The organism is Micromonospora sp. CPCC 205561, assembly GCF_036906775.1.
Lineage (GTDB): Bacteria > Actinomycetota > Actinomycetes > Mycobacteriales > Micromonosporaceae > Micromonospora.
Genome location: NZ_JBAKHV010000074.1, coordinates 1 through 22,957, shown reverse-complemented (window position 1 = coordinate 22,957; position 22,957 = coordinate 1). Strand labels below are relative to the sequence as shown.

General features: G+C 75.2%; 15 protein-coding genes. 3 read left to right on the top strand and 12 right to left on the bottom strand.

Translation table 11 applies throughout. The annotated features are described in order from the left end of the window. From V6V16_RS25595 to V6V16_RS25560, 8 genes are all read right to left on the bottom strand, one after another. Nucleotides 1-5,163: amino acid adenylation domain-containing protein (locus V6V16_RS25595; protein WP_334566064.1), on the bottom strand; the 5,163-nt coding region annotated here is incomplete at its 3' end. Next, the gene (locus V6V16_RS25590; RefSeq protein ID WP_334566062.1) at nt 5,160-10,172 is read right to left on the bottom strand and encodes an amino acid adenylation domain-containing protein; all 5,013 of its coding nucleotides are present in this window, start codon (nt 10,170-10,172) and stop codon (nt 5,160-5,162) included. The genes V6V16_RS25595 and V6V16_RS25590, both read right to left, overlap by 4 nt. Before the next feature lie 62 nt (nt 10,173-10,234). After that, the gene (locus tag V6V16_RS25585; protein WP_334566060.1) at nt 10,235-10,441 is read right to left on the bottom strand and encodes an MbtH family protein; all 207 of its coding nucleotides are present in this window, start codon (nt 10,439-10,441) and stop codon (nt 10,235-10,237) included. Continuing rightward, nucleotides 10,438-11,475: a 2,3-diaminopropionate biosynthesis protein SbnB gene (gene sbnB / locus V6V16_RS25580; RefSeq protein ID WP_334566059.1), complete on the bottom strand. Its 1,038-nt coding sequence runs from the start codon at nt 11,473-11,475 to the stop codon at nt 10,438-10,440. Before sbnB ends, V6V16_RS25585 begins: the two co-directional genes overlap by 4 nt. Continuing rightward, nucleotides 11,469-12,449 carry a 2,3-diaminopropionate biosynthesis protein SbnA gene (gene sbnA / locus V6V16_RS25575; protein ID WP_334566057.1) on the bottom strand — a complete coding sequence of 327 codons (981 nt, stop codon included), beginning with the start codon at nt 12,447-12,449 and terminating at the stop codon, nt 11,469-11,471. The genes sbnB and sbnA overlap by 7 nt, the downstream gene beginning before the upstream one ends. A 121-nt stretch (nt 12,450-12,570) precedes the next feature. Continuing rightward, nucleotides 12,571-13,932: a condensation domain-containing protein gene (locus V6V16_RS25570; protein ID WP_334566056.1), complete on the bottom strand. Its 1,362-nt coding sequence runs from the start codon at nt 13,930-13,932 to the stop codon at nt 12,571-12,573. Then, nucleotides 13,929-14,168 carry an acyl carrier protein gene (locus tag V6V16_RS25565; RefSeq protein ID WP_334566055.1) on the bottom strand — a complete coding sequence of 80 codons (240 nt, stop codon included), beginning with the start codon at nt 14,166-14,168 and terminating at the stop codon, nt 13,929-13,931. Before V6V16_RS25565 ends, V6V16_RS25570 begins: the two co-directional genes overlap by 4 nt. Before the next feature lie 26 nt (nt 14,169-14,194). After that, entirely contained in the window at nt 14,195-15,142 is a 948-nt protein-coding gene (locus V6V16_RS25560; protein WP_334566065.1) for a beta-ketoacyl-ACP synthase III, read from the bottom strand. A gap of 189 nt (nt 15,143-15,331) precedes the next feature. Here V6V16_RS25560 and V6V16_RS25555 point away from each other — a divergent pair, with 189 nt between their 5' ends. Next, nucleotides 15,332-16,168: an SDR family NAD(P)-dependent oxidoreductase gene (locus V6V16_RS25555; protein WP_334566054.1), complete on the top strand. Its 837-nt coding sequence runs from the start codon at nt 15,332-15,334 to the stop codon at nt 16,166-16,168. Here the strand turns inward: V6V16_RS25555 and fabG are convergent. Genes fabG through V6V16_RS25540 form a run of 3 tightly spaced genes read right to left on the bottom strand, consistent with a single transcriptional unit; the run spans nt 16,140 to nt 17,778 of the window. Further along, complete coding sequence (gene fabG / locus V6V16_RS25550) at nt 16,140-16,886, bottom strand: 3-oxoacyl-ACP reductase FabG (RefSeq protein WP_334566052.1); 747 nt, start codon at nt 16,884-16,886, stop codon at nt 16,140-16,142. The genes V6V16_RS25555 and fabG overlap by 29 nt on opposite strands. After that, complete coding sequence (locus tag V6V16_RS25545) at nt 16,883-17,407, bottom strand: 3-hydroxyacyl-ACP dehydratase FabZ family protein (protein ID WP_334566050.1); 525 nt, start codon at nt 17,405-17,407, stop codon at nt 16,883-16,885. The genes fabG and V6V16_RS25545 overlap by 4 nt, the downstream gene beginning before the upstream one ends. A gap of 5 nt (nt 17,408-17,412) precedes the next feature. Next, entirely contained in the window at nt 17,413-17,778 is a 366-nt protein-coding gene (locus V6V16_RS25540) for a hypothetical protein (RefSeq protein ID WP_334566048.1), read from the bottom strand. 139 nt (nt 17,779-17,917) lie between these two features. Here V6V16_RS25540 and V6V16_RS25535 point away from each other — a divergent pair, with 139 nt between their 5' ends. After that, a complete protein-coding gene (locus V6V16_RS25535) occupies nt 17,918-18,040 on the top strand; it encodes a hypothetical protein (RefSeq protein ID WP_334566045.1) in 123 nt (40 codons plus the stop codon). A gap of 24 nt (nt 18,041-18,064) precedes the next feature. Here the strand turns inward: V6V16_RS25535 and V6V16_RS25530 are convergent, their stop codons facing one another. Further along, nucleotides 18,065-19,894, bottom strand: a complete 1,830-nt coding sequence (locus V6V16_RS25530) for an AfsR/SARP family transcriptional regulator (protein WP_334566042.1) — start codon at nt 19,892-19,894, stop codon at nt 18,065-18,067. 306 nt (nt 19,895-20,200) lie between these two features. On the opposite strand from V6V16_RS25530, the gene V6V16_RS25525 reads away from it, so the two are divergent. Continuing rightward, the coding region (locus tag V6V16_RS25525) for a type 2 lanthipeptide synthetase LanM family protein (RefSeq protein WP_334566040.1) at nt 20,201-22,957 on the top strand (2,757 nt) is incomplete at its 3' end.

The window sequence follows — 22,957 nt, the reverse complement described above, 5'->3', positions numbered from 1 at the left end:
CACCTGCACACCCTTCGGCCGCCCCGTCGACCCCGACGTGAAAATCACATACGCCAAACCGTCCAGATCCGTGGCGCGGGCCGGCAGGGACGCCTCCGTCTCCCCGATCTCCTCGACGCGCACCACCTCCACGCCGGCCGGGGCGAAGCGGTCGGCGTACCGGTGCGACGTCACCACGACGCGGGCGCCCGCGTCGGCCAGCATGGCGGCGATGCGGCCCGGCGGGTACGACGGATCCACCGGCACGAACGCCGCACCCGCCTTCCACACCCCCAACATCGACGCCACCAACTCCACACCACGATCCAGCAGCACACCCACCACCGCACCGGCACCCACACCCCGGCCGGCCAACCAGCGGGCGACCTGCCCGGCCCGGGCGTCGAGGGCCGCGTAGTCCACCGACGCGCCGCCCGGCTCGGACACCGCCTCCGCCGACGGCGTCTCCGCCACCCGCGCCTCGAACTCGGCCAGGACCGAACGCGACACCGGCTCCACCACCGACACCCCGTCGGCCGGCACCACCGACACCTCACCCGCCGGCAGACAGGTCACCGACGCGTCACCGTCCACGTCGGCCACCATCGCCTCCAGCACCGCCCGGTACATGCCACCGAGGCGGGCGACCTGGGCGACGCCGAGGTGACGCAGGTTGGCCTCCAGGGTGATGAAGCCGAGGCGGCTGATCACGCCCAGCGGGAACTCGTTGGGGCTGTCGTCGATCGAGTCGGCGTAGTCGATCTCGTCGGTGTCGATCTGGTGGAAGTCGTGGAAGCTGAACCGGACGTCGAGCATCCGGCCGCCGTCGCCGACCTCGCGCTGGAGCACCGGCAGCGGGTAGCGGCGGTGCGGCCACGCCTCCAGCTCCCCGGCGAAGGTGTCGCGGATCAGCTCCCGCCACGTCCGCGCGCCCGCGTCGTGCACGAACGGCACCGTGTTCAGGTGCATCCCGTACACCCGGTCGGCGCCGGCGACCTCGGGGCGGATGTTGCACACCAGACCGGTGAAGAAGGACGCCGAGCCGGTCAGCTGGCTCATCACCTTCAGGTGCGCGGCCAGCATCACCGACTTGAACGGCACGCCGGTCTGGCGGGCCAGCGCCCGCAGACCCGGCTCCAGGTCGTGCAGCGGCACCCAGTGGTCGTACTGGGCGCCCTCGGTGGCGGTCGGGTCGCCCCAGCCCTCGGGCAGCACGAACCGGTCCCGGCCGGCGACGCGGGCGTGCCAGAAGTCGCGGTCGAGCCCCTCTGAGGTGGCGCGCAGCTCGGCGGCGACCGCGTCGGCGAAGCGCACCGGCGGCGCCGGGCGGGGCTCGACCGGCAGGCCGTCGCGGATCCGGTGGTACGCGCCGACCAGCTCCATCATCAGCGAGTGGTAGCTCCAGCCGTCCATGATGGGGTGGCACTCGGTGAGGGTGAGCCACCAGCTGCCGTCGGCGCAGACCCGCGCGTGCAGCCGGAACAGCGCCGGCCGGCTCAGGTCGAACATCTCGGCCCGCTCGGCGGCGATGAAGGCGCGCAGCTCCCGCTCCAGGCCGGCCCGGTCGGTGGCGCGCGCCCGGTCCATGCCGACGGGCATCTCGGCGGTGGCGTGCACGAGCTGCATGGGCACCGAGTAGCCGGTCAGGTCGAACGACGTACGCAGCACCTCGTGCCGCCGCACCAGTAGCGCGGCGGCCTCCCGCAGGGCGTCGAGCGAGAACTCGCCCCGGTCCGGGATGCGGTATGTGGTGGCGTTGAGGTAGTGGTTGTGCTCGTCGGCGAGCATCTCCGCGAGCATGCCGAGCTGCACCTGCGTGCACGGGTACGCGTCGACGACGCTCTCGGGCAGCGCGGCCCGGTCGGCCTCGCCGATCAGCGCGAACGGCGCGACGGCCGGCTCGGGGGCGGCCGGGGCGGGCCGGCCGGTGAGGAACTCCGCCAGCTCGGCGATGGTGCGCCGCTCGAAGAGGTCGCGCACCTGCACGTCGAGGCCGGCGGCCCGGATCGCCCCGGCCAGCGCGACGGCGCGGATCGAGTCGCCGCCGACGTCGAAGAAGCCGTCCTCGACGCCGACCCGCTCCAGGCCGAGCAGCTCCGCCCAGATCGCGGCGAGCCGCTCCTCCACCTCCGTACGCGGCGCCAGGTAGGGCCGGTCGGTGGCGGTCACCGCGCGGTCGGGCGCGGGCAGCGCCCGCTTGTCGAGCTTGCCGTTGACGGTCAGCGGCAGCCGGGCCAGCGGGACGAACGCCGACGGGATCATGTACTCGGGCAGGGTGCGGGCCAGCGCGGCGCGCACCTGCCCCGGCCGGGGCAGCTCCGCCTGCTCGTCGACGACCGAGTACGCGACCAGCCGCCGGTCGCCGGGGGTGTCCTCGCGGACGACGACCACGGCCTCCCGCACCCCGGGCAGGGCCGAGAGGGCGGCCTCGACCTCGCCCAGCTCGACCCGGTAGCCCCGGATCTTCACCTGGTCGTCGATCCGGCCGACGAACTCCAGGCTGCCGTCGGCGCGGCGGCGGGCCAGGTCGCCGCTGCGGTAGAGGCGGGCGCCGGGCGGGCCGAACGGGTCGGGCACGAACCGCTGGGCGGTGAGGCCGCCCCGGTTCAGGTAGCCCCGGGCCACGCCGGGCCCGCCGACGTGGATCTCGCCGGTGACGCCGACCGGCACCGGGTTGCCGTACGGGTCGAGCAGGTGGATGCTCAGGTCGGCCAGGGGGACGCCGATCGGGTTGGCGGTACCGCTCAGGTCCTCCGGGCGCACCTCGTAGTAGGTGGCGTGCACGGTGATCTCGGTGATGCCGTAGAGGTTCAGCAGCCGGGTAGTGTCGAGCCCACGCCGGGCCACCCAGGGGCCGAGGTCGCCGTACTCCAGCTTCTCCCCGGCGAAGACGACCGCGCGCAGGGCGAGCCGGTCGATGCGGGGGTCGCCGTCGCGGGCAAGCCCCACCAGGCCGCGGAACGCCGTCGGGGTCTGGTTGAGCACCGTGACCCGCTCCTCGACCAGCAGGTCGAGCAGGTCGACCGGGGAGCGGGTGACCTCGCCGGGCACCACCACGAGCCGACCGCCGTGCAGCAGCGCCCCCCACAGCTCCCACACCGACACGTCGAAGGCGTACGAGTGGAACAGCGGCCACACGTCGGCGGGGCCGAAGCTGAGTTCGTCCTGGGCCACGGTCGTGAGGCGCAGCACGTTGGCGTGGGTCAGGAAGACGCCCTTGGGGCGGCCGGTCGATCCGGAGGTGTAGATGACGTAGATCAGGTTCTCGGCGTCGACGGCGACGTCCGGATCCGTGCCCGGCCGCGCGGCGACCTCGGCGGCGTGCTCGGGGTCGTCCAGCACCAGCACCGCGCCGTCGAAGTCGGCGAAGCGCGACCGGTGGGCGGCGGTGGTCACCACGATCCGCGCGTCCGCGTCGGCGAGCATGAAGTCGAGCCGGTCGGCCGGGACGCCCGGCTCCACCGGCAGGTACGCCGCGCCGGACTTGAGCACGCCGAGCAGGGTGGTGACCAGCTCCGCGCCGCGGTCCAGGCAGACCGCGACGAGCCGCTCCGGGCCCGCGCCGAGGGCCCGCAGCTGGTGGGCCAGCCGGTTCGCGGCGGCGTCCAGCCCGGCGTACGTCAGGCGCCGCGCGCCCGCCACGACGGCGGTGGCGTCCGGGTGGGCGGCGGCGGTGGCGGCGAAGACGCCGTGCACCGTGCCGGTCACCGGCGGGGCGGGGCGCACCGGCGCGGGGGTGGCCGCCGCCAGTTCGGCCTCGTCGAGCAGGCGCAGCGCGCTGATCCGGGTGTCCGGGTCGGCGGCGACGTGCTCCAGCAGCCGCGCGAGGTGCGCGGCCATCCGGCGCACGGTGGCCGCGTCGAAGAGCGCGGTCGCGTACTCCAGGTGTCCCCGCAGCCGGCCGTCGGCGCCCTCGACCACGTGCAGTTGCAGGTCCACCTTGGCGACGCGGGTGGGCAGCCAGAACGGCTCGGCGGCGAGCCCGGCCGGCCAGTCCCCGCCGGGGGCGTCGTCGCCGAGCGTGAAGGCGACCTGGTAGAGCGGGGTGCGGGAGAGGTCCCGCTCCGGTTCGAACTCGTCGACCAGCAGCGCGAACGGGGTGTCGGCGTACGCGAAGGCGTCCCGGACGGTGGCCCGGGTCTCGCGCAGCAGCGCGGCGAAGGCCGGGTCCCCCGTCCAGCGCGCGCGCAGCACCAGGTTGTCGATCCCGTAGCCGACGAGGTCGCGCAGCTCGGCGCGGTCCCGCACGGAGGTGACGCTGCCCACCGCGATGTCGGTGCGCCCGGTGTAGCGCGACAGCAGCGCCTGGAAGGCGGTCAGCAGGGTGGCGAAGACCGTGGTCTGCGCGCCCCGGGCGACCTCCCGCAGCGCGGCGGAGACCTCGGCCGAGAGCGCGAACGGGACGGCCGCGCCCCGCCAGTCGCGCACCCGGGGCCGGGGCCGGTCGGCGGGCAGCTCCAGCGGGATGACGTCGGCCAGCCGGTCGTGCCAGTGCGCCAGCCGCCGCTCCAGCGCCTCGCCGCGCAGCCGGTCGCGCTGCCAGGCGGCGAAGTCGGCGAACTGCACCGCCGGCGGCGGCAGCGGCGACGGCTCGCCCCGCACGGCCGCGCCGTACAGCTCGGCGAGGTCGGCGAGGAGCACCGTCGTCGACGGCGCGTCGCAGGCGATGTGGTGGATCACGAGCACCAGCAGGTGCTCGGCGGGGCCCAGCCGCAGCAGGGTGGCCCGCGCCGGCCATTCGGTGGCCAGGTCGAAGCCCGTGGCGGCCAGCTCGTTGGTCAGCGCGGTGGCCCGCTCGGCGCGCTCGGCCTCGGCCAGCTCGCCGAGGTCCACCAGCGGCAGTTCCCGGGGGCGGGGCTCGTCGACGACCTGCACCGGCGTCAGGTCCGCCAGCGCGTAGCGGGTGCGCAGGATCTCGTGCCGGGCGACCAGCGCGTCCCAGGCCCGGGCCAGCGCCGGGTGGTCCAGCGGGCCGCGCAGGCGCAGCGCCGACGAGACGAGGTACTCCGGGCTGGTGGCGTCCAGCCGGTTGAGGAACCACATCTGCTGCTGGCCGAAGGAGAGGGGCAGGTCGCCCGCGCGGTCGACGGTCGGGATCGCGGCACGCCGCCCGGCGGCCCTGCCCGCCAGCCGGCGTTGGACGAGCGACTCGCGCAGGTTCGGCTGGTTCGCGGTCGAGGTCATGCCTGGTGCTCCTTGCTCTGGCGCAGGTCTTCGGTCAGGTCGTCGTCGGAGAGCGCGTCCACCTCGGCCCGGACGAGGTCCTCCACCGCGAGCGCCATCGCCTCGACGGTGGGGTGCTCGAAGACGAGCCGGAGCGACACGTCGAGGTCGAACTCCTCCTGGACGGCGGCGGCCAGTCGGGCCGCCAGCACGGAGTGCCCGCCGATGGCGAAGAAGTTGTGCCGGGCGCCGACGGGCACGCCGAACAGGTCGCTCCAGAGGGCGCAGAGGCGCTCCTCGACGACGGTGCGCGGTGCGACGAAGGCGTCCCCGGCGCCGGCGGCGCCCGCGGAGACGGCGTCGGAGAGCAGGCCGAGCAGCGCCGCCCGGTCCACCTTGCCGTTGGTGTTGAGCGGGATCTCGGGCACCGGCACGTGCAGGCTCGGCGCCATGTAGTCGGGCAGCAGCCGGGCGCAGTGCGCGGCCAGGTCGGGCGCCTCGCCCCGATGGAAGGCGACCAGCCGGTCCTCGTGGACGACGACCTCGCACCGGGTCACCCCGGGGTGTTCCTCGACGACCGCCCGGATCTCGCCCAGCTCGATCCGGTAGCCGCGCACCTTGACCTGGTCGTCGACGCGCCCGACGAAGTCCATCACCCCGTCGGGGCGCATCCGGACCAGGTCGCCGCTGCGGTAGAGCCGGCTGCCGGGCGGCCCGTACGGGTCGGGCAGGAACCGCTCGGCGGTGAGGTCGGGTCGGCCGGCGTAGCCGGTGGCCAGGCAGTGGCCGCCGATGTACAGCTCGCCGACGACGCCGACGGGCAGCAGGCGCAGCGCGTCGTCGAGCACCCGGACGGTGGTGTTCGCCAGCGGGCGGCCGATCGGCACGATCTCGGTCGTCTGCGGCGTCTCGACCGGATGGGCCGTCATGATCACGGTGGTCTCGGTCGGTCCGTAGCTGTTGGTGAGGCCGCCGGGGCCGAGCCGCTCCAGCCACCGGTCGGCGATCTCGCGGCGCAGCGCCGCCCCGGCCGTCCAGATCAGCCCGGAGAGCTGGCCGGCCTGCTCGTCGTCGAGCTGCTCGGTGAGCAGTTCGAGGTGCGGCGGGGTCATGATGAACCGGTCGAACGGGCCGGCCTTGACGAGCAGCGCGCCCAGCTCGGCGACGTCGAGGTCGGCGGGGAGCAGCGTCACCGACTGGCCGGAGACCAGGGGGCTGAACAGGTTGGGGATCGACAGGTCGAAGGCGATGGTGGTGAACAGCGGCGCGCCGTCGCCCCGCCCGGCCCGCTCGCCCCGGTCGCCCAGCGCCTCGGCCTCGACCGCGCAGGCGAGGAAGTTGGACACCGCCCGGTGCGGCAGCAGCACCCCCTTGGGGCGCCCGGTCGAGCCGGAGGTGAAGAGCACGTACGCCGTCTCCGACGGATCGGTGTCCCGCTGCGGCCGGCTGGCGGGACCGGCGCAGATCATCAGCCGGTGGGTGTCCACGTGCAGGGTGGGCACGTCGAAGCGGGAGGCGTACGCCGCCTGGGTGACGCCCAGCCGCACGCCGGCGGTGGCAAGCATGTGCCGGATCCGCCCGGCGGGGTAGGCCGGGTCGAGCGGGAGCACGGCCGCCCCCGCCTTCCAGGTGCCGAGGATCGCGGCGACCAGGTCGACGCCCCGGTCCAGCAGCACGGCCACCACCGCGCCCCGGCCGACCCCGGCGTGCCGCAGATGGTGGGCGAACCGGTCGGCCCGCTCGTCCAGCGCCGCGTAGCTGGTGGTGAGGTCGCCGTGCCGCAGCGCCACCGCGTCGGGCGTGCGGTCGCGCTGGGCCTCGAAGAGGTCGCAGACGGTCGCGGCGGCGCGGGGCGCGGCGGGCCCGTGGACCTCGTGCAGGAGCCGGTGACGCTCGGCCGGTGGCAGCAGGTCGAGTTCCCCGATCGGGGTGGCCGGTTCGGCGACGGCCGCGGCGATCAGCCGGACGAAGTGGTCGGCCATCCGCCGGACGGTCGGCTCGTCGAAGAGGGCGGTGGCGTACTCCAGGCTGCCGGCCAGTGCCCCGTCCGGGCGGGGCCAGACGTGCATGGTGAGGTCGGTCTTGGCGATCCGCGCGGCGCGGCGCAGGGCGTCCAGCAGGGCCGGGTCGTCGGCCGACTGGCCGGTGATGCCGGTCTCCTGGGCGCTGAGCATCACCTGGTAGAGCGGGGTGCGGGAGAGGTCGCGGACGTCGGCGAGGTCGTCGACCACCCGCTCGAAGGGCAGGTCCTGGTGGGCGAGGGCGGCCAGGGTCCGGGCCCGGACCGCCCGCAGGGCCGCCTCGAAGGGGGCGGACGGGTCCAGGGTGCAGCGCACCACCACCGGGTTGAGGAAGACGCCGGCGATCTGTTCCGCCTCCGCCGGGCGTCGCCCGGAGGTGGGGGCGCCGACCGGGACGTCCCACTGGCCGCTGTGGCGCGCCAGCAGCGTGGCGAAGCCGGTGAGCATCGTCGTGAACGGGGTCGCCGAGCAGCGCCGGCCGAGCGCGGTCAGCTTCCGCGCCAGCTCCACCGGCACCTCGAACTCGACGTGCGCGCCGCGCGGATCCCGCTCGGCCGGTCGGGGCCGGTCCGTCGGGAGGGCCAGCTCGGGCACCCCGGCGAGTTGCTCGCGCCAGAAGCCGAGTTCCCGCTCCACCCGCTCGTCGGTCAGGTGCCGGTGCTGCCAGGCCGCGTAGTCGGCGTACTGCACCGGCAGCTCCGGCAGGTCGGGGGCCCGCCCCGCCGCCCCGGCGGCGCAGAGTTCGCGCAGGTCGCGCTCCAGGACCCCAGCGGTGGTGACGTCCGAGGCGATGTGGTGCAGCGCCACCAGCAGCAGGTGGTCCGCCCCGGCGGAGGTGACCAGCGTGGCCCGCCACAGCGGCCCGGTACGCAGGTCGAAGCCCTGCCCGAGCTGCGCGTCGACCAGGTCGACGAGCGGCGCCTCGGCGGCGTCGCGGACGGTCAGCTCGACCGGGGCGGGCGCGACGACCAGCTGGTGCGGCTCGCCGTCGCGGACCAGGTAGCGGGTGCGCAGCGCCTCGTGCCGCGCCTGGAGCGCGTCCAGTGCGTCCCGCACGGTGTCGGGCGTCAGCGCGCCGGGCAGCCGCAGGTAGAGCGGCACCACCCACTCGGGGCTGCCCGGGTGCAGCTGGTCCAGCAGCCACAGCCGGCGCTGGGCCGGGGAGAGCGGCAGCGGACCGGTGCGCGGCACCGGGAGCACCGGGGCCGTCGCGGAGGCGCCGCCGGCCAGCAGCGCGGCCTGCGCCTCGACGGTGCTCGCGGTGAGCAGCTCCCGTAGCTCGACACGCACGCCGGACTCGGCGGCGAGGCGGCTGGCGAGCCGGACGGTCACCAGCGACGAGCCGCCGAGCTGGAAGAGGTCGTCGTGCGCCCCCACCCGCTCGACGTCCAGCAGTTCCTGCCAGAGCCGGGCGACCAGGCGTTCGGCGTCGGTGCGGGGGGCCTGGTAGGCCGTCTGGTCGGCTGGCTGCACCGGCGGCAGCGCGGCCCGGTCGACCTTGCCGCCGGTGGTCAGCGGGAACTCCGCAACCGGCACGAAGACCGCCGGGATCAGGGCGTCGGGCAGCCGGTCGGCCAGGAAGGCACGCAGCTGCGCGGTGCCCAGCGGGCGCCGGCTGGAGACGTACGCGGCCAGCCGGACGCCACCGCCGGGCGCGGCGTCGCCGACGACCACCGCCCGCCGGACGTCGGGATGGGCGGCCAGCGCGGCCTCCACCTCGCCGGGCTCGATCCGCACCCCGTTGATCTTGAGCTGGTCGTCGGCGCGGCCGACGAACTCCAGGCTCCGGTCGGAGCGCCACCGGACCTGGTCGCCGGTGCGGTAGAGCCGGGCGCCGTCCGGGCCGTACTCGTCCGGCACGAACCGCTCCGCGGTCAGGTCGGGCCGGTCGAGGTACCCGCGGCCGAGCCCCGCCCCGCCCACGTAGAGGTCGCCCACCACCCCGATCGGCACCGGCCGCCGGTTCGCGTCCAGCACCTGCAGGCGCAGGTTGTCCAGCGGCCGGCCGATCGGCACCGGGCCGGTGCGCTGGGCGAGGTCGACCGGCTGGGCGGTGACGTCGATGGCGCACTCGGTCGGGCCGTAGGTGTTCCACACCCGGATGCCGGGCACCGCGGCCAGCCGCTGGCACAGCTCGGCGTGCAGCGGCTCGCCGGCGGAGAAGACCAGCCGCAGCGAGGTGCACCGCGGCCAGTCCGGCTCCTCCGTCACCAGTTGCAGCACCGACGGGACGCCCTGCAACACCGTCGCCCCGCTGCGGATGACCGCAGCCACCAGGGCGGCGGGGTCGCGTTCGGCCCCGTCCGGCGCGAGCGCCACCGTCGCCCCGCAGATCAGCGGGGCGAAGAACTCCCAACCGGCCGCGTCGAAGCTCAGCGCGGTCTTCTGCAACACCCGGTCGCCGGCCGCCAGGTCGTGCTGCCGGACCGTCCAGGCCACCCGGTTGCCGATGCCCCGGTGGGTGACGACCACGCCCTTGGGGCGGCCGGTGGAGCCGGAGGTGTAGATGACGTAGGCGGCGTTCTCCGGGTCGATCCGCACCGGGGGGGCGGTCTGCGGCGCGGCGGCGATCCGGCACCGCTCGGTGTCCAGGCAGACCACGTGCGACGGTCCGGTCAGGCTGTCGTCGCGCAGGTCGGCCTGGGTGAGCACGACGTCCACCCCGGTGTCGGCGACGATCCACCGCCGCCGGTCCACCGGGTGTGCCGGGTCCAGCGGCAGGTACGCGCCACCGGCCCGCCACACCCCGAGCAGCGCGACCACGAGGTCGACGCCGCGGCGCAGGTGCACGCCGACCGTCGACTCCGGACCGACGCCCAGCCCCACCAGGTGTCGCGCGAGCTGGTTGGCGCGGCGGTCGAGTTCGGCGTAGCCGACGCGTACGTCGCCGGCGAGCACCGCGACCGCGTCGGGCGTCGCCGCGGCCTGGCGGGCGATCAGGTCCGGCAGGACGACGGGGTCGGCCGTGCCCGCTCCGGCGGCCGGCAGGGTGGACGAAGGGGTGCTCATGGGTGTTCCTCCGGGGTGGGGATTGAGCGCGGACGGCCGGGGTGACGCCGCCGGCGCGGCCGTCAGACGGAGGCGCCGTCCATGCGCGCGCGCAGGCTCTTCGGCCGCATGTCGGTCCAGATCTCGTTGATCCGGCTGAGGCACTCGTCGCGGGTGCCCTCGGTGCCCTCGGCCCGCCAGCCGGCCGGCAGCGCCCGGTCGCTCCACCAGATCGAGTACTGCTCCTCGTCGTTGAGCACCACCAGGTAGCTACGGTCGTCGTCGCTCATGTTCTCTCCCTCGTGGGTTCCCCGGTCGCCACGGCGGCGGCCGGTACGGGTGTGAAGTCGTCGATCCGTACGCCGAGGCCCCGCCGGGCCGCCGTGCGGCGGACGTGTTCGGCCAGCGCGATGTCGAGCACGCCCAGTCCGAACGGCGAGACCACCACCGGACCGGCGACGTCGGCGTGCGGCAGCGGAGCGCCGCCGGCCAGCCGGCCGATGGTGGTGTGGATGAACTCCCGGCCGCCGGTGAGCTGCTCGGCGAGGTGCAGCGAGGTGCGCTCGCGGCACACGTGGTCGGGGTCGTCGACGACGTTGCGGGCCGTCAGCACCGCCTCGGGGTGCAGGTCGCGCAGCGACAGGTGCAGCACCACGCTCTCCGGCTGGCAGGCGGCCAGGCCCAGGTGCGGCTCGCTGGCGGTGGTGGCGATCGAGACCAGCCGGTGCGCGGCCAGCGCCTGCTCGGCGCTCGCCGCCACGCTGATCGCGGCGCCCGGCAGCAGGGCCGCGGCCCGCGCGGCGAACGCCCCGGCCCGGCCCGGGTCGGTGTCGTGCAGCACCAACGCGGCCGGTGGGGCGAGGCCCACGCTCAGGAAGCGCAGCACCTGCTCGTTGATCAGACCGCAGCCGATCAGCGCCAGGCCGTCGGGGCGGTGGCCGGCGGTCAGCAGCCGCGCGGCGAGGGCCGCGCCGGCCGCGGTCCGCCGGGCGGAGATGACCGAACCCTCGATCACGGCCTCGGGCCGGCCGGTCTCCAGCGAGTTCAGCACGATGGCGGCGCTGGCCCGGTCCAGGCCCCGCTCGATGTTGGTCGGGAACGAGGAGATCCACTTCATGCCGGCGGCCGGCGGGTCGGCGCCCAGGTACGCGGGCAGGCCGATGATGCGGTTGCGGGGGGCGTCGGGGAAGCGCAGGAAGACGGAGTGCGGCACGCTGGTGCGGCCCTGCTCGTGCAGGAGGTACGCCTCCCGCACGAGGTCGATGACCGCCGCCTCGTCGCCGTCGAGCACGGTCCGGACGTCGGCGTGGCCGATGATCAGCATTTGTCGCCCTTCCACAGGTGGCTGACCTCGCCGAACTGTTCGGTCACCCAGCGATCGGAGTAGATGGTGTCGAGATAGCGGTCGCCGTTGTCCGGGAAGATCAGGACGCTGGTGCTGCCGGGCGGAAGGTCGGCGACGCGGCGGCGCAGCGCGGCCACCGTCGCGCCGGACGAACCGCCGGCGAGGATGGCCTCCCGGACGGCCAGCAGCCGGCACCCGACCACGCAGTCCAGGTCGGAGACGTGCAGCACCTCGTCCGGCCGGGCGGTGGCGGCCAGCGGCGGCACGACCGAGGCGCCGTGCCCGGGGATCAGCCGGGGCGCGGGCGGGTGGCCGAAGATCGCGCTGCCGACCGCGTCCACGGCGACGATCCGGGTCGGGTGACCGTTCTCCCGCAGGTAGTCCGCGCAGCCGACCAGGGTGCCGCAGGTGCCCGTGGAGCAGAACAGGTAGTCGACGCGACCGTCCAGCTCGACCATGATTTCGGCCATGGTCTGCCGCTGGGCCCGCGCGTTGAGCGGGTTGGTGTACTGGTCGGGGCGGTAGGCGCCGGGCACGGTCTCGACCAGTTCGCGCACCCGGCGCCGCCGCACGGCCAGGTACTCGCCGGTCTCCGGGTCGGGCTGCTCGATCATGTCGATCTCGGCCTGGTACGCGGCCAGCACCGCCAGGTTCTGCCGGGTGGTCTTCGGGTCGACCACGCAGATGAACCGGATGCCGAAGTACGCGCAGATCTGCGCCAGGCCGATAGCCAGGTTGCCGGAGCTGGACTCCACCACCACGGACCGCCCCGGCACCAGCTCACCGGATTCGATCTTCCCGCGCAGCATGTTCAGCGCCGCCCGGTCCTTGATGCTGCCGCCGGGGTTGAACTGTTCGAGCTTCGCGTACGCCCGGGCGGGAAAGTCGGCAAACAACCGGTCCAGCCGCACCAGGGGCGTGTTGCCGACCGTGGAGAGAATTCCCTGATCCATCTCAACCCCCTCTCCGGGCTGTCGGAAGGTCGCCCGCACCGGTGCGGGCGCTGTGTCGCCGGCGCCCGCGTCAAGGACGGGCGCCGGGCGCGTCGTGGACGGGCGCCGGCTCGCCGGGTGCTCAGCTCATGCCGAGTTCGAGCAGCATCCGCCGCTCCGCGTCGCCCACCAGTGGGGCGTCGGCGACCGTCGCGCCCGGCTCGGCGCAGGCCGCGCCGAGCAGGGCCAGGTACTGGTCGAAGAGCCGCTCGACGGTGGCCCGGTCGAGCAGGTCCGTGTCGTAGTTGAACTCGGTGCGCAGGGACAGGTCCGGCAGCTGGTGGATGGTCACGGCGAGGTCGAACTGGCCCTCGTCGTAGGGCACCACCAGTTGCCGGACCCGGTGCCCGACGAAGCCGTTGCTGGTGTCGGAGAGGGTGTCGCCGTGCTGCCGGGTGAGCAGGGTGATGGTCACCCGCACCAGCGGGTCCCGGTCCCGGCGGGCCGCCTGGACCAGTGCGAACGGGTACGCGGCGCGCGCCACGCCCTCCGTGAGCTGGCGCCCGGCGGCCGCGATCGCCGCCGCGAAGGTGGTCTCCGGCTCGAACGACGAGCGCAGCACGACCGGGTTCACCAGCATCCCGACGACCTCGCGCAGCGCCCTGCCCCGGCGCAGCGAGACCGGGCAGCCGATGGTGAACTCGCGCTGCCCGGTGCAGCGGTGCAGGAGCGCCTCGAAGACGCCGAGCAGGACGCTGAACGGGGTCACCCCCAGGGCGGCGGCCGTGGCGCGGACCGCCCGGACGACCTCGTCGGGCAGCATCCGGGCGACGGCCGCGCCTCGGTAGGAGCGGTGGGCGGGGCGGGGCCGGTCGGTGGGCAGGGTCGCGGCGGTCGCCCCGGCGCAGGCGCGCTCCCAGTGCTCGGCCAGCTCGGCGCGCCGGGGGCCGGCCAGCAGGGCCCGCTCGCGGGCGACGAACTCGTCGTAGCGGGGCAGCGACGGCCAGCGCACCGACCCGCCGCCCCGCGCCGCCCGGTACGCCTCGCCGAGGTCCCGCCAGATCAGCCACTGGGAGAGCCCGTCGGTGGCGATGTGGTGGATCACCAGCACCAGCGCGCAGTCGGTGCGCCGGCGCAGCAGCACGGCCCGCAGCGGCCCGTCGTGTTCCAGCCGCAGCGGCTGCTCGCCGACGGCGCGGACCAGGTCCCGCAGGGCCGCGTCGTCGACGTCGCCGACGTCGCGGAGCTCGACCGCGCCCGAGCCGGCCCCGTCGACGAGCCGTACCGGTCCCGCCTCGGTCTCGGCGAACCGGGACCGCAGCAGGTCGTGCCGCTCCTGTACGGCGACGAGGGCGGCCCGCAGCGCGTCGGTGTCGAGGGCCGGCTCGGCGAGCACGGCCGTCACCACGTTGCTGGTCGAGCTCTCGGGCGCGAGTCGGTACAGCGCCCACTGCGCGGCCTGACCGACGGACAGCTCCCGGGCGTCCCCGTCGCCGGCGTTCACTTGGCGCCGAGCACGAAGTCGGTCAGGTCGCGGACGCGGACGAAGTTGCCGACCTCCTCGTCCGGCACCTCGATGTCGAAGTGCACCTCCGCGGCGCCGAGCAGGTCGACCAGCTTGAGCGAGTCGAGGCCCAGGTCGACGAAGGTGTCGTCGGCCGAGATCGGCCGCTCCGGGTTTTCGGTCATCAGCTTGCGGGTCAGCAGCTCGACGTCGGCGGCCACCTGGTCAACGGTCATGTCAGTGTCCTTTCGAGGAAGGTTGTTCAGGGCATCCGGACGATCTGGCCGGCGTAGGCGAGCCCGGCGCCGAAGCCGAGCAGCAGCGCCTTGTCGCCGGGCTTGGTCCGGCCGCTCTCGTGCAGCCGGCTCAGCGCCAGCGGCACCGAGGCCGCCGAGGTGTTCCCCGTGTCGACCACGTCCCGGGCGACCTTGTCCTCCGGGATCTCCAGGATCTCGGCGAGCTGTTCGATGATCCGCAGGTTCGCCTGGTGCGGCACGAACCAGTCGATCTCCGACAGGTCGATCCCGGCGCGGGCACAGGCCTCCCGGGCCACCGGGGGGATGTTCTTCGTGGACCACCGGTAGACCAGCGGCCCGTTCATCGAGGCGTACTCCTTGCCGTCGCGCGCCCACTTCGTGCCGAGGATCGGGGCCCGGCGCCCGTCGCTGCCCCAGACCACGGGGCCGATGTCCTGGCGCTCCGAGCGGGAGATCACCGCGGCCCCGGCACCGTCGCCGAAGATGACGTACGTCGCCGGGTCCTCGGGGTCGATGAACTCCGTGAGGTGCTCGGCCCCGATGACCAGCACGTTGCGCGCCTCGCCGAGGCGCACCGCGTTGGAGGCGACCGAGACCGAGTAGGCGAAGCCCGCGCAGGCCGCGTTCAGGTCGAACGCGCCCGTGTCCGGGATGCCGATGCGGTGCGCCACCTCCGGCGCCCCGCCCGGGATGCGGTCCCGCTTGGTGGCGGTGGCGAGGATGAGCAGGTCAACCTCGGAGGGGTCGACGTTCGCCATCGCCAGCGCCTTCGCGCCGGCCTCCGCCGACATCACCGGCACGGTCTCCCCCGGGCCGGCGCTGTGCCGGGTCTTGATCCCGGTACGCTCCTCGATCCACTCCGGGGTCACCTCCGTACGCAGCGCGATGTCCGGGTTGGTGACCACGCGGGTGGGCCGATAGGCGCCGAGCCCGGTGATCGCCGAACCGAAGATGTCCGACATCGTTCTCCCTTCGTCAACCCGGCCGGCAGCCCGTCACGAGGGCTGCCGGGAGAGAGGCTCGGGCAGCGGCCTCATAGCTTCTCTACATATCGACGCGGCATAGGAAAGCCATAGCCGGGCGGGAGAGCCTGCGCCGGGCGCGGACCGCCGAGGCCCGAAGGCCGATCGAGAAGGTCCAGGATGAGAGACTTCACTGACAGGGTTGCGGTGGTCACCGGCGCCGGTTCCGGCATCGGCCGCGCCCTCGCCGTCGAGCTGGTCGCCCGGGGCGCCCGGGTCGCGGCCTCGGACGTCGACGACGAGGGGCTGCGGGAGACCGTACGACGCTGCGGGTCGTCCGGGGGCCGGGCACGCGGATACCGGCTGGACGTGGCGGACCGGGAGGCGGTGCTGGAGCACGCGCAGCGGGTGGGCGCCGACTTCGGCCGCGCCGACCTGGTGGTCAACAACGCCGGGGTGACTCTGCTCGCCTCGGTCGTCGACGGGGCCTGGGAAGACCTCGAGTGGGTGATGAACGTCGACTTCTGGGGCGTCGTGCACGGCACCCGGGCGTTCCTGCCGCTGCTGACGGCGTCGCGCGGCCACCTGGTCAACGTCTCCAGCGTGCTCGGGCTCGCCGGCGCGCCGATGCAGAGCGGGTACAACGCCGCGAAGTTCGCCGTGCGGGGCTTCACGGAGGCCGTGGCGCAGGAGCTGCGGGCCGACGGGGTGCCGGTCACGGTGAGCTGCGTGCACCCCGGCCGGATCAGGACGAACATCATGCGCAACGCCCGCAACGACGGGCTGCGGGACTACGCCGCGGTCCGCGAGCACTTCGAGCGCTCGGTCGACACCTCGGCGGAGCACGCCGCCCGCGCCATCCTGCGCGGGGTGGCACGCAACCGGGCCCGGATCCTGGTCGGGGCGGACGCCTACCGCACCGAGATCCTGACCCGGCTGCTCGGGCCCTGGTACCCGAGGGTCGCCGCCGGTCACGGCCGGCGGCCGGTCACATCGAGAGGCCGCCGTCCACGGTGACCACCTGCCCGGTCAGGTACGACGCGCGGGCGGAGAGCAGGAACGAGACGACCTCGGCGATCTCCTCGCCGCGCCCGAGGCGGCCCAGGGCGACCCGGTCCCGGGCGATCGCGCCCAGCTCGTCGGAGAGCGCGGCGATCATGTCGGTGTCGACGTAGCCCGGCGCCACCACGTTCGCCCGGATGCCGTACCGGCCGACCTCCTTGGCCAGCGCCTTGGTGAAGCCGATGATCCCGGCCTTCGAGGCGGAGTAGTTCGTCTGCATCGCGTTGCCGGACACCCCGGACACCGAGGAGACCGTGACGATCGCGCCGGCGCGCCGGCGCATCATCCGGCGGACCACCGCGCGGCAGAGGTGGTAGGTGCCGTCCAGGTTCACCTCCATGACCGAGCGCCAGTCGGCGTCGCTCATCAGGGCCAGCGGCCGGTCCCGGATGATCCCCGCGACGCTGACCACCGCGTCGGGGTCGCCCAGCTCCCTCTCGGCGGTCGACACGAAGTCCCGGACCGCCGCGGCGTCGGCGACGTCGACCGCCAGCGCGAGCACGCGCCCGCCGTCGCGGGCCGCCTGCGCGACGACCTCGTCGGCGGCGTCCTTGCTGGACTGGTAGCACATGGCCACGTCGTAGCCGTCCCGGACCAGCTGCCGCACCACCGCCCGGCCGATGCCGCGCGAGCCGCCGGTGACCAGGGCCACCGGCCGCGCACCGGCGCTCACCGCGCCGCTCCGGACGTCCCCGCCGCCGGGATCCCCACCGGCCTCGCCGGGTGCTGCGGAGCCGCCGCGCGGGGCTCCCGGTTCGCCGCGTCCAGGGACGCGCGCAGGGACTCGACCGACCGCATCGCCCCGACGAGCCGGCCCACCCGCAGCACCACCGTTGACCCGACGACGCTCTCGCCGGTGACGAAGGCGGTGTCGGCGACCAACCTGTTCATGGTGACGTGGTGCTCCACCGTCTCCCCGGGCAGCACCGGCCGGCCGAAGCGGATGTGCTCGAAGACCCCGGCCACCGGCACGCCGTCGGTCAGCACGTCCGGCATCGGCCGGTCGTGCCGGATCAGCACCAGCGCCGCCTGGCCCCAGGACTCCAGGAGCAGCGACATCGGCAGCGGCCGGTCACCGCCGACGGTGAGCGAGCCCACCAGCCGCCGCCGGGGCACCAGCTCCGTGACCCGGTCGACCAGCAGCATCGGCGGCCGGTGCGGGATGATCCGCCTGATCTCGTCGATCCCCATCATGGTGGTCACTCCTCGCTCGCGTAGCGCAACAGCACCTCGGCGACCGGCACCGCGGCGACGGCGACCTCGCCGCGCCACAGTTCGCCGCTGCGGCGGATCGTCACGACGAGCTCGTCGTCGCCCCGGAAGGGCAGCAGGAAGCGGCAGCTGACGATCTCGGTCAGCGACAGCCCGGGCGCCGCGGCGCGTACCGCCCGGTGCACGAACTCGAAGATGTACACCCCGGGCAGCAGCGGAAATCCCGGGTAGTGGCCGGCGAAGACCGGATCGCCGAGGTCGGGGCGGATCCTGGCCACGATCGTGTCGGGGGCGACGTGCTCCACGTCGACGGGGACGGCCGTCGCGCAGTCGGCCGATGTCAGGGCGTTCACGCGGCCACCATGCGGCCGCCGGCTATATCTTCTCTACTGTGCCGGCCCTCCGCGCGCCCGGCGGCGCTGGTCACGCCGGTCCGCCCCACCCGCCATGATGCTCTTCACCATCGCGGGGCATTGATCGCCACCTGGATCGGTGCGGCTGACCGTCGCCGTGCCGGCCCGAAGCACCACCGGCAGCCACACGACAAACGTCGAGTCGCTCCAGCTCAACGACTGCACGGCCGGCACCGGCGGCACCTGCCGCTACGACACCTGACCACCGTCGCGGGCGACCCGCCGATCAGTTCCCCACCGCGCTCAGCGCCCCGGCGCCGGCAACCAGCGTACGGTCGGCCTGGTCGGCCTTCTCCCGGGCGAAGACGCGGACCAGGTCGTGGAAGCGGAACCGCTGCCGCCGGCCGCCGTCGGACTCCACGATCTCCAGCAGCCGGGCGTCGACCAGGTTCTCCCCGACCTCCTCGCCGGCGTCCCGGGAGATGCCCAGCACCTCGGCGGTGCACCAGCTCGGGAAGGCCGGCGTGCGCAGCAGCGCCAGCCGACGCAGGGCGAGCTGGCCCAGGTCGGCCAGCTGGTGGTAGCTGCTGTCCAGTCGCTCCCGGACGTCCATCGAACCCAGCCGAAGCTCGTCCAGCCGGTACCGCTCGTCAGCGAGCCGGTCCGCCAGGTAGCCGAGCGACCAGTGGGGACGCGCCAGGAGCCGGGAGCCGGCGACCCGGACACCGAGCGAGAGCCGCCCGCACAGCTCGATGATCCGGGTGGCGGCCTCGGTCTCCCCGGCCACCCGCCCGGCCCCGATGATCCGACCGAGCAGTGCGAGGGCCTGTTCCCGGTCCAGGGTGCCGACCTCGAGCGACGTCGCGCCGGCCAGCTCGGGCATCCGCAGCCGGCTCGTGACGATGACCTGGCAGCCGGGATCGCCGGGCAGCAGCGGGGCGACCTGCGCGTAGTCCGCGGTGCCGTCGAGCATGACCAGCAGCCGGCGGCCGGCGAGCTGGCTGCGGTAGAGCCGGACCCGCTCGTCGAGCCCCTTCGGGATCGCCGGCTCGACGTGGCCTAGGCTGCGCAGGAACCAGCCGAGCACGTCGTACGGCTCGACGGCGTTGCCCCGGGCGCGGCCAAGGTCCGCGTAGAGCTGGCCGTCGGGGAACGCGGCCCGGGTGAGGTGGGCGGCGTGCAGGGCCAGCGTGCTCTTGCCGGCGCCGGCCATGCCGGTGACCACGGCGACCGGCGGGCGGGCCGCCGGCGCGGCGGTGAGCACCCGCAGCAGCCCGTTCAGCTCCTCCTCCCGGCCGGCGAAGTCACCGACCCCGGGCGGCAGCATCGCGGGCCGCACCCCGTGCCAGCTCGGCTCCGCGACGACCGCCGGGGCCGGCGCGGGCGCCGGCGGGCCGGCGAGGATCGACCGGTACGCCTCGGCGAGCAGCGGCCCCGGGTCCACGCCCAGCTCGTCGGCGAGCACCCGGCGGCCCTCGTGGTAGGTGGCCAGCGCGTCGGCCTGCCGGTCGCTGCGCACCAGGACCGTCATCAGCTGCCCCCGCAGCCCCTCGTGCAGCGGGTGTTCGGCGACGAGCTGGGTGACCTCGGGGACCAGCGGGACGTACCGACCGAGCAGCAGGTCGGCCTCGATGCGGCTCTCCAGGACCGACATCCGCAGCTCCGCCATCCGGTGCGACTCGGCGACGGCGAGGTGCTCGGTCACGTTGGACAGCGCCGGGCCGGGCCATAGCGACATGGCGGCGTGCAGCCGCTCGGCGGCTTCGGCGTGCCGCCCGCCGCGCAGCGACTCCCGCCCGGCCTCGGCCAGGCGTTCGAACTCGTCGAGGTCGAACCGGGAGGTGCCGATCCGGATCTGGTAGCCCGACCACTGCCGGACGATGTCCACCCCGGCGCCGAGGTACTTGCGCAGCCGCGAGACGTAGTTGTAGAGCTGGGCGGCGAAGGTGGCCGGCGGACGCTCCCCCCAGAGCAGCTCGCACAGCCGGGTGTCCGTGACGGTGCGTCCCTCGGCGAGCAGCAGCGCCGCGAGCACCGTACGCTGCTTCGCCCCGTCCAGGGCGACCTCCGCGTCGCCCCGGCGGGCCCCCACCGGCCCCAGCACCCGAAACTCCATGACTTGCTCCGTTCGTCGCGCCGCCCCGGGTCAGAACAGTCGTCCGAAGACTCATCGGCACCGCGACCGACCACATGCGTGAGCGACACTCAAATTCCGGCCCGCATCACTCTCCCCGTTCAACTGATCACTATTGGTGACTAGAATGGGGCGGGCCGGGCGCCGGCCCCGAGCGCCGGCCGGCGCGGCGGGCACCGTCGGCGGCGGCACCGCCCGCCCCGCGCGGCCCCGCCGCCTGCCGGGACGACATGAATGTGAGTGGTTTCCACTCATGAACTCCGCGCCCCGCTCTGGCACCTTGCAACGGTGAGCTCGACTCCCCCCGCCGGCGCCGCCGCACACGCCCGTCCCGGCGTGCGGCTGGCCCCGCACTGGTGGGCGTCGGGGCTCGCGCTGCACGAACGGGCGCCCACACGGGCCGGCACCCCGACCCCACAACGCGTCCACGCCGCGCGCGGCGTGGACGACGCCGAACGGCGGCTGGCCCCGTGGCGCTCCGGGCACGGGGCGGGCCTGGCGACGCGGCTCGCCGGGATCGGCCTGGACGAGGCCGGGCTGCTCGACCTGCTCGCGGAGGACCGGGCCGCGCTCGCGGCCAGGACGGTCCGCCCGGCCTGGGCGGAGACCGTCGAGGCGGCGCTGCGCGCCGCGGCTGCGCCCCGCCCGCCCGCCGACCCGTCGGACTGGCGGGCCGCCCTCGCCGCGCCCCTGCGGCCGTTCGTCGAGGTCGCGGTGGACCGGTTCGTCGCCGGTGCCGGCCGGCTGACGACGGCGCGGACGGCGGACCTGCCCGCCCTCACCGACGACCTCGCCGCCGAACTGGGCGACCAGCTGCTCTCCGTCGCGGCCCGCACGCTGGTCTTCGAGCTGCATCGCCGGCGGGCCGCCGGCCTGCTGTCCGGCGCCGACGGCACGGCCCGCTTCGCCGACTTCGTGGCGGGGCTGCGCGACCCCGCCGGGCTGGCCGAACTGGTGGAGCGCTACCCCGTGCTCGCCCGCCTGCTGGCGCAGACCGGCACGATGGCCGCCCGTGCCGGGCTCGAACTGCTCACCCGGTTCGTCGCCGACCGCGACGACCTGGTCCGTACCCTGCTCGGCGACGAGGATCCCGGCCCGCTGGTCGCGGTCCGCAGCAACCTGGGCGACGCGCACGCCGGTGGCCGTACGACGGCGGTGCTGCGCTTCGCGGACGGTCGACGCGTCGTCTACAAGCCGCGCGACCTGACCTCCCAGCTCCGGTTCGGCGGCTTCGTCGAGTGGCTGGAGCGGCGGGCGCCGGGGCTGGGGCTGCGCGGGGTCGCGGCCCTGTCCCGCCCGGGCTACGGCTGGTCGGAGTACGTCGAGGCGGCGCCGCTGCGCCGTCCGGAGCAGGCGGACGGCTTCTACCGCCGCCAGGGCGCCCTGCTCGCACTGCTGCACGCCCTGCACGCCACGGACATGCACTACGAGAACCTGATCGCCGCCGGTGCCACGCCGGTCGTGGTGGACACCGAGACGCTCTTCCACCCCGCGCTCGGCGAACCGGCGGGCACCGGCGACCCGGCCGCCGACCTGCTGGCCGAGTCGGTGCACCGCACCGGCCTGCTGCCGCTGATCGTGGTGGGCGACCAGGGCACGCTCGACCTCTCCGGCGTCGGGGGCGACCGCGGCGCGACCGCGCCCACCAGCGCGATCGACTGGGCCGACCCGGGCACCGACCGGATGCGGATGACCCGGCGCGCGGTCGACTTCGCCGGCGGCCGCAACCGGCCCCGCCTCGGCGACACCGACGTCGACCCCGCGGCCCACGAGCCGGCGCTGCGGGCGGGGTTCCGGCTGGCGTACGAGGCGATCCGGACGCACCGGCGGGAGTTCACCGAACTGGTGGTGGCCTGCGCCGCCGTACCTGTGCGGCTGGTCGCCCGCCCCACCTCGGCCTACCGCGCCCTGCTGACCGGCACCACCCACCCGGACGTCCTCGGCGACGCGCTGGAGCGCGACCGCGCGTTCGGTGCCCTCTGGTCGAGTGCCGGCGCGCACCCGTTCCTCGGCCAACTTCCCCCGCACGAGGTGGCCGCGTTGTGGGACGGCGACGTCCCGCTCTTCGAGGTGACAGCCGGCGGCCGGACCGTCCGGGCCGCCGGGGGCGGGCCGCTCCCGGTGCCGCTGGCCCGCCCCGGGCTCGACGCCGCGCTGGACAAGCTGGCCGCGCTGGGCGACACCGACCGGCGGCACCAGGAGTGGATCGTCGCGGCCACCCTGGCCACCCGGCGCCCGGTCCCCGGAGGGCACACCGCAGCGGCGGCACACCGGCCGGTGGCCGACGCCGACGCGTCGCCGGAGCGCCTGATCGCCGCGGCGGGCGCCCTCGCCGACGAGCTCCAGGCCCGCGCCGTGGCCGGCGACGACCGGGTGAACTGGCTGGGCCTGGAGCTGGTCGACGACCGGCAGTGGCTGGTCCTGCCGACGGGCGCCGGGCTGGCCCACGGGCACCTGGGGGTGGCACTCTTCCTGGCCCAGCTCGCCGCGGTGACCGGCACCGCCCGCCACGCCGAGCTGGCCCACCGGGCCGTCGGCGCCGTGCCCGGGCTGTTCCGGCTGCTCGGCGCGCGCCCCGACCTGGTGGCCGCGATCGGTCCCGGCGGGCTGTACGGCCTCGGCGGCATCGCGTACGGCCTCGCCCGGCTCGGCACCCTGCTGGGCGACCCCGGGCTCGCCGGGCAGGCCCGCACCGCCGTCGACCTCGCCGCCGCCGCCAGCGCGGGCTCCCCCGCCGTCGGCTGGGCCGACGGGGGCGCGGGCTGCCTGGCCGCCATGGACGCGGTGCACGCGGAACTGGACCACCCGCCGGCGGCGGCACTCGCCCGCGGCTGGGCCGACCGGCTCGCCGACGCCGTCGAGCGGGACGACCTGCCCACCGGTGCGGCCTTCGCCGACGGGCGGGCCGGCGTCGGCTGGGCACTGCACCGGCACGCCCGGACCGGCGGCGGCGCACGGCACGCGCGGGCCGGCCGGCTCGCGCTGCGCCGCGCCGGCGACCTCGCCGCCGAGGGGGCGGGACCCGGCTGGTGCCGGGGCAAGTCG